The organism is Kytococcus sp. HMSC28H12 (assembly GCF_001816045.1).
In the GTDB taxonomy this organism is placed as follows: domain Bacteria; phylum Actinomycetota; class Actinomycetes; order Actinomycetales; family Dermatophilaceae; genus Kytococcus; species Kytococcus schroeteri.
In genome coordinates this window covers 1-5,815 of record NZ_KV824311.1, presented here as the reverse complement: position 1 = coordinate 5,815, position 5,815 = coordinate 1, and the positions used below count along the sequence as shown (strand labels likewise).

Genomic DNA, 5,815 nt, shown 5'->3' with positions numbered 1-5,815 from the left:
AGCGGCGTGCCGGCGGCCTCGGCCTCGCGCACCCGGGCGCCGGCCACGTAGTCGATGGAGCGCAGCATCCCGGCCAGGTCGCGCAGGGCGAGGTCGGGGGCGCGGCGCTCGCGCACGGGGCGCATCGGCTCGCCCTCGAAGTCCACCACCACCCAGCCGCGGTCGGGCACCTCCAGCACCTGGCCCAGGTGCAGGTCGCCGTGCACGCGCTGAAGCAACGGCCAGTCCAGGGCCTCCAGGGCGTCGATGCGGGCGGTGGCCTCGGCGCGCAGCGGCTCCAGCTCGGGCACCTGCGCCAGGGCGTGGTCGAGCCGCGTGCGCATCCGGTCGGTCAGCTCGGTGCGGTGCACGGCGTCCACGGTCACGGTGCCCAGCGCCTCGGCCAGCTCGGAGTGCACCTGTGCCACGGTCTCACCCAGCCGGCGGGCCTTCTTGGCCATGCGCTTGCCCTTGCGGGCCGCCTTGTTGGCCACCGCCCAGGCGTCGGGGACGTCGCCGAGGTACTCGCTGGCGAAGGCCAGGTGGCCGGTGCGCTCCTCACCGGTCTCCGGGTCGGGCCAGGCGCCCTCCACCGAGCCCAGGGGCGTGGGGATGGAGGTGGACCCCCGCTTGGCCAGCTCCAGCTGCAGCTCGACGTCCGGGTTGGCGCCGGTCTGCACGACGCGGAACAGCTTGATGATGGCGGTCTCCCGCCGCGGGGCGTTGGGGCGTCCGCCGAGCGTGGTGACGATGATGGATGTGTTGGACTGGTGGTCGGGGGGCAGCCCCCGGGAGCCGGTGACGATGTACGGCGGCTTGTGGGGGCGGCGGGCCTTGAGCTGGATGCCCTTCATGCGCACCGGGTCCTCGCCCCAGCTCGTCTCGCGCTGCGCCATCGCCATGATCGCGGCCGCGTAGGCGGGGTCGTGGGCCGCGTCGTGCACCGTGCCCAGCTCGTCGGGGTCGTCCGAGAGGCCCATGCTGGCCAGCGGCACCTGCCCGAGGTGGCCGCCGGTCACCTTCTCGTCGGCGTCCACGGCCGAGCGCACCGTCAGCGGCACCTGGTAGATCGTCGCGGGCACGGTGGCGCGGTCGGCCACGTACACGGTGGACAGGGCCACGGTGCGCCCCTGCGGGTCCACGACGTCGCCCATCCGCACCGTGCCGATGCGCTGCAGTCGCGGCACGTGCCCGCTCCCGGTGAACCACCGCTGCTGGGGGATCCACTCCTCGAGGAGGTGCTTGAGGCTCTTGGTCGTCATGCGTTCTGCTCCCCGGTGGTGTCGTGTGCGGTGGACGGACGGTAGCCGGTGGCGGAGGCTCGCCCCACGGCGGTCGGGCCGAGGTGGCCGCGGCAGTGGTCTCCGTGACCAGACTAGGGGCTCACGGGCCGGCCGGGCGCCGGTCCTAGACTCTCCCGCCGTGATCCCCGCCCTGACCACCGCCCTGTTCCTGTCGCTGGCGCTGCTGTGCCTGGTGACCCTGCTGTACGCGGTCGTCAACCGGCCGGTCGACAACCTCGTGCTCGGGGTGACCGGCCTGGCCGCCGTGGTGCTGCTCGTGCAACTCGTGGTGGGTCTGGTGATGGCGGTGACCACCTCGTACGACATCCCCGCCTGGGAGTTCGGTGCCTACCTGTTCGGCATGGCGGCGCTGCTGCCGGTGGCCTTCCTCTGGTCGGTGGCCGAGCGCGACACCCGGTGGGGCATGGGGGTGCTCTTCCTGGCCGGTTTGGCGCTGCTCGTCATGGCGCAGCGACTGGTGGCCATCTGGTACCAGTTCCCCACCGTCCTCACCCCCTGACGTCCCCCCACCCACCCGGCCTCGCCGGCAGGAGCCACCCCGTGTCCAGCCCGTCCCGCACCTCCCGCACCGTCCCGTCGGAGCCCACCACCGGGCCCGAGCCCGTCAACCACCTCAGCCGCGGCTTCGGCCGGGTGCTCGTGGCCGCCTACGCCGTGCTGGCGCTCGCCGCCACGGGCCGCTCGGTCATGCAGCTGCTGGCCTACTTCGACCGCGCCCCGCTGGCCTACCTGCTCTCCACGGTGGCCGCGTTGGTCTACCTGGTGGCCACCGTGGGCATGGTGCGCGGTGGTGCCGCGGGGCGGCGGACGGCCCTCGGCGCGGTGACCTTCGAGCTGGTCGGCGTGCTCGTGGTGGGCACGCTGAGCCTGGTGGACCCGGGGCTGTTCCCGGACGAGACGGTGTGGTCGGTCTACGGCCGCCAGTACGGCTTCGTGCCGCTGGTGCTGCCGGTACTGGGCCTGTGGTGGCTCCTGCGAGGTGCCCGCTCCGCGCGGTGACCGGTGGGTCCTGCCCGGCGCGGGAGGGGCGTGGGCGTGGGCTGGGTCACGGACTGTAGTTTGGGGCCCATGACTGATCCCACGCAGCTCCCGAGTTTCCCCACGGGCGACGACGCCGGGCCCACCGGCTCCTCCGCGCCCTCCCTGCGCGACCAGGTGGTCACCCTGCTGGAGACCGACGGCATGTCGCCGCAGGTCGACGGCGACGGTGACGTGGCCTTCGAGGTGCAGGGCCAGACGATGTTCGTGCGCGTCACCGAGGGCGACGTCGACATCATGCGCGTCTTCGGCCAGTGGCAGATCGGCTCCGACATCCCGGCCGACGTCGTGAAGTGGCTGAACAACACCAACGACGTCACCCTGGGCGCCAACGTCGTCAAGATGGGCATCGTCGGCACCACCCTGGTGGTCTCCGGCGAGCACCTCGTGCTCAAGGGCGAGGGTCCCAGCCCCCGCCTGCAGCTGACCGTCAACATGATCATGCAGGCCGTGCAGGTGTGGCACGAGAACGTCATGAAGGACGACGTGCAGCACGCCACCGAGGCCGCCATCGGTGCCCCCGGCCCGGTGAGCCCCGGTCGCGCCGGCGCCGAGGCCGGCGCCCAGGGCCAGGCCGCCCAGAGCCAGGCCGCACAGCAGCAGGGGCAGCAGCCCGGCCAGCGGAGTGGCTCCTCGTCCTTCTCCCTGAACCTCGGTGACCAGGAGGGTCGCGCATGAGCACGCAGAACTGTGAGTTCGTCCGCCTCGAGGTGGCCGACGGCATCGGCACCATCCGCCTCGACCGCCCCAAGATGAACGCCCTGAGCACCCAGCTCCAGGACGAGATCGGCGTCGTGGCCCGCGAGGCCGCCGACCACCCGGACGTCGCCGCGGTGGTCGTGTACGGCGGTGAGAAGGTGTTCGCCGCCGGCGCGGACATCAAGGAGATGCAGAAGATGAGCTACGCGGACATGCTCGACCGCGCCGCCAAGCTCCAGGCCTGCCTCACCGCCGTGGCCGAGATCCCCAAGCCCACCGTCGCCGCCATCACCGGCTACGCGCTCGGTGGCGGCTGCGAGCTGGCCCTGGCCTGCGACTTCCGCGTCGTGGCCGAGAACGCCAAGCTGGGCCAGCCGGAGATCCTGCTCGGCGTCATCCCGGGGGCCGGCGGCACGCAGCGCCTGCCGCGCCTCATCGGTACTGCGAAGGCCAAGGACCTCATCTTCTCCGGCCGCCACGTGGACGCCGCCGAGGCGCTGTCCATCGGCCTGGCCGACGAGGTCGTGCCCGCCGAGCAGGTGTACACCGCCGCCGTGGAGCGCATGAAGCAGTACGTCGGCGGCCCGGCCGTCGCCCTGCGCGCCGCCAAGGAGTCCATCGACCGCGGCATCGAGGTCGACCTCACCACCGGGCTGGAGCTCGAGCGCATCGCGTTCGCCGGCCTCTTCGCCACCGAGGACCGCCAGATCGGCATGGACTCGTTCGTGGAGAACGGTCCGGGCAAGGCCTCCTTCGTCGGCCGCTGAGCCCACCGGGTGCGGGCGGCATCGCCCGCACCCGTGCACGGCACACCGCATCGGGCGGAACGTGACGTGCGACACTTGGAGGGCGCCCCGCACGGGGCGCCCTCCCCGCCATCGCCGGGGGACCGCACAGCGGCCCCGGCTGCACCAGCCATGAGAGAGGCGATCGATGAACATCGTCGTGTGCGTGAAGCACGTCCCGGACGCCCAGGGTGACCGGTCCTTCGATGACCAGGGCCTGACCGACCGCACCACGGACGGTCTGCTGTCCGAGCTCGACGAGTACGCGGTGGAGGAGGCCCTCAAGATCACCGAGGCCGCCGGGGACGGCCGCGTGACCGTGCTGACCATGGGCCCGGCCGCCGCCGAGGAGGCCGTGAAGAAGGCCCTGCAGATGGGCGCCACCGACGGCGTGCACGTCACCGACGACGCGCTGGCCGGCTCCGACGCCCTCTCCACCGCCGTGGTGCTGGCCGAGGCCGTCAAGAAGGTCGACGAGGTGGACCTCGTGCTCTTCGGCATGAGCTCCACCGACGGCGCCATGGGCGTGGTGCCCGCGATGGTGGCCGAGCTGCTCGGCGTGCCGATGGTGACCCTGGCCAACTCCGTGGAGTGCTCCGGCGAGACCGGCGGCACCATCACCATCAAGCGCGACACCGCCGAGGCCACCCAGACCGTGGAGGCCACCCTGCCGGCCGTGGTCTCGGTGACCGACCAGATCAACGAGCCGCGCTACCCCTCCTTCAAGGGGATCATGGCGGCCAAGAAGAAGACCATCGAGTCCTGGTCGCTGGCCGACCTGGGTGTGGACCCCTCGATGGTGGGTGCGGCCAACGCCTGGGTCATGGTGGACGGCACCACGCAGCGCCCGCCGCGCGAGGCCGGCGAGATCGTCACCGACGAGGGTGACGGCGGCCAGAAGCTGGCCGACTTCCTGGCCCAGCGCAAGTTCATCTGAGACGCCCCGACGAGATCCAAGGAGTAGACGATGGGTGAAGTTCTGGTTCTGGTCGACCACGTCGAGGGCGACGTCCGCAAGACGACCTCCGAGATGCTGACCGCCGCGCGCCGCGTGGGTGAGCCGTCCGCGGTGTTCGTGGGTGCCGGCTTCGACGCCGCCAAGGAGGCCCTGGCCGCCGCCGGCGCGGAGAAGGTGTACCGCCTCGAGGCCGCCGAGTTCGGCGAGTACCTCGTGGGCCCCACCGCCGAGGGCCTGGCCCAGCTGGTGCAGCGCACCGGCGCGTCGGCCGTCATCGTGCCGTCCTCGCCGGAGGGCAAGGAGGTGGCCGGGCGCCTGGCCGTCATGACCGCCTCGGGTGTCATCACCGACGCCGTGGACGTGGAGGCCGCCGACGGTGGCGTGAAGGTCACCAAGTCGGTGTTCGCCGGTGGCTGGACCACCGCCTCGCACGTCGCCAAGGGTGTGGCGATCGTGTCGCTCAAGCCCAACTCGGTGACCGCCGAGCCGGCCCAGGGGGCGTGCGCCGACGAAGTCGTGGAGGTGGAGCTCTCCGATGTGGCGCGTGGCGCGAAGATCGTGGCCAGCGAGGAGAAGCAGGCCTCCGGCCGCCCGGCCCTCACCGAGGCCGCCATCGTGGTCTCCGGTGGTCGTGGCACCGGCGGTGACTTCGACCCGGTGGAGTCCTTCGCCGACTCGCTGGGTGCCGCCGTGGGTGCCTCGCGCGCCGCGGTGGACGCCGGCTGGTACCCGCACTCCAGCCAGGTGGGCCAGACCGGCGTGACCGTGTCCCCGCAGCTGTACGTGGCGGCCGGCATCTCCGGTGCCATCCAGCACCGCGCCGGCATGCAGACCTCCAAGACCATCGTCGCGGTGAACAAGGACGAGGAGGCGCCCATCTTCTCGATGGTGGACTTCGGCGTCGTGGGCGACCTGTTCGACGTGCTGCCGCAGGCCACGGAGAAGATCCAGTCCAGCAAGTGACCGCCGGGTCCTGACCCCGCGCCGGCCGGGCCGGAACCGACCCCGGCCGCGCCCGAGAACCGCACCGGTGCCGAACTCGACAGTCGAGT

At 72.2% G+C, this 5,815-nt stretch carries 7 protein-coding genes; 6 read left to right on the top strand and 1 reads right to left on the bottom strand.

Annotated elements, in window-relative coordinates:
• The coding region (locus HMPREF3099_RS02355; RefSeq protein WP_168168418.1) for a maltokinase N-terminal cap-like domain-containing protein at nt 1-1,241 on the bottom strand (1,241 nt) is incomplete at its 3' end.
• Nucleotides 1,242-1,401: 160 nt separating this feature from the next.
• On the opposite strand from HMPREF3099_RS02355, the gene HMPREF3099_RS02350 reads away from it, so the two are divergent.
• The 6 genes from HMPREF3099_RS02350 (at nt 1,402) to HMPREF3099_RS02325 (ending at nt 5,726) form a co-directional block, all read left to right on the top strand.
• Nucleotides 1,402-1,782, top strand: a complete 381-nt coding sequence (locus tag HMPREF3099_RS02350) for a hypothetical protein (RefSeq protein ID WP_070703590.1) — start codon at nt 1,402-1,404, stop codon at nt 1,780-1,782.
• 41 nt (nt 1,783-1,823) lie between these two features.
• Nucleotides 1,824-2,282, top strand: a complete 459-nt coding sequence (locus HMPREF3099_RS02345; protein ID WP_371327501.1) for a hypothetical protein — start codon at nt 1,824-1,826, stop codon at nt 2,280-2,282.
• Between the two features lie 69 nt (nt 2,283-2,351).
• Complete coding sequence (locus HMPREF3099_RS02340) at nt 2,352-2,999, top strand: hypothetical protein (RefSeq protein WP_070703588.1); 648 nt, start codon at nt 2,352-2,354, stop codon at nt 2,997-2,999.
• Entirely contained in the window at nt 2,996-3,787 is a 792-nt protein-coding gene (locus HMPREF3099_RS02335) for an enoyl-CoA hydratase/isomerase family protein (protein ID WP_070703586.1), read from the top strand. The genes HMPREF3099_RS02340 and HMPREF3099_RS02335 overlap by 4 nt, the downstream gene beginning before the upstream one ends.
• A gap of 166 nt (nt 3,788-3,953) precedes the next feature.
• A complete protein-coding gene (locus HMPREF3099_RS02330) occupies nt 3,954-4,742 on the top strand; it encodes an electron transfer flavoprotein subunit beta/FixA family protein (RefSeq protein WP_070703584.1) in 789 nt (262 codons plus the stop codon).
• Between the two features lie 30 nt (nt 4,743-4,772).
• Entirely contained in the window at nt 4,773-5,726 is a 954-nt protein-coding gene (locus tag HMPREF3099_RS02325; RefSeq protein WP_070703582.1) for an electron transfer flavoprotein subunit alpha/FixB family protein, read from the top strand.
• The last annotated feature ends 89 nt before the right edge of the window (nt 5,727-5,815 follow it).

What these genes read in the sequence shown, in the direction of transcription:
- HMPREF3099_RS02340 (WP_070703588.1), top strand. Translation starts at nt 2,352, where the DNA reads ATGACTGATCCCACGCAGCTCCCGAGTTTCCCCACGGGCGACGACGCC.
- HMPREF3099_RS02335 (WP_070703586.1), top strand. Translation starts at nt 2,996, where the DNA reads ATGAGCACGCAGAACTGTGAGTTCGTCCGCCTCGAGGTGGCCGACGGC.
- HMPREF3099_RS02330 (WP_070703584.1), top strand. Translation starts at nt 3,954, where the DNA reads ATGAACATCGTCGTGTGCGTGAAGCACGTCCCGGACGCCCAGGGTGAC.
- HMPREF3099_RS02325 (WP_070703582.1), top strand. Translation starts at nt 4,773, where the DNA reads ATGGGTGAAGTTCTGGTTCTGGTCGACCACGTCGAGGGCGACGTCCGC.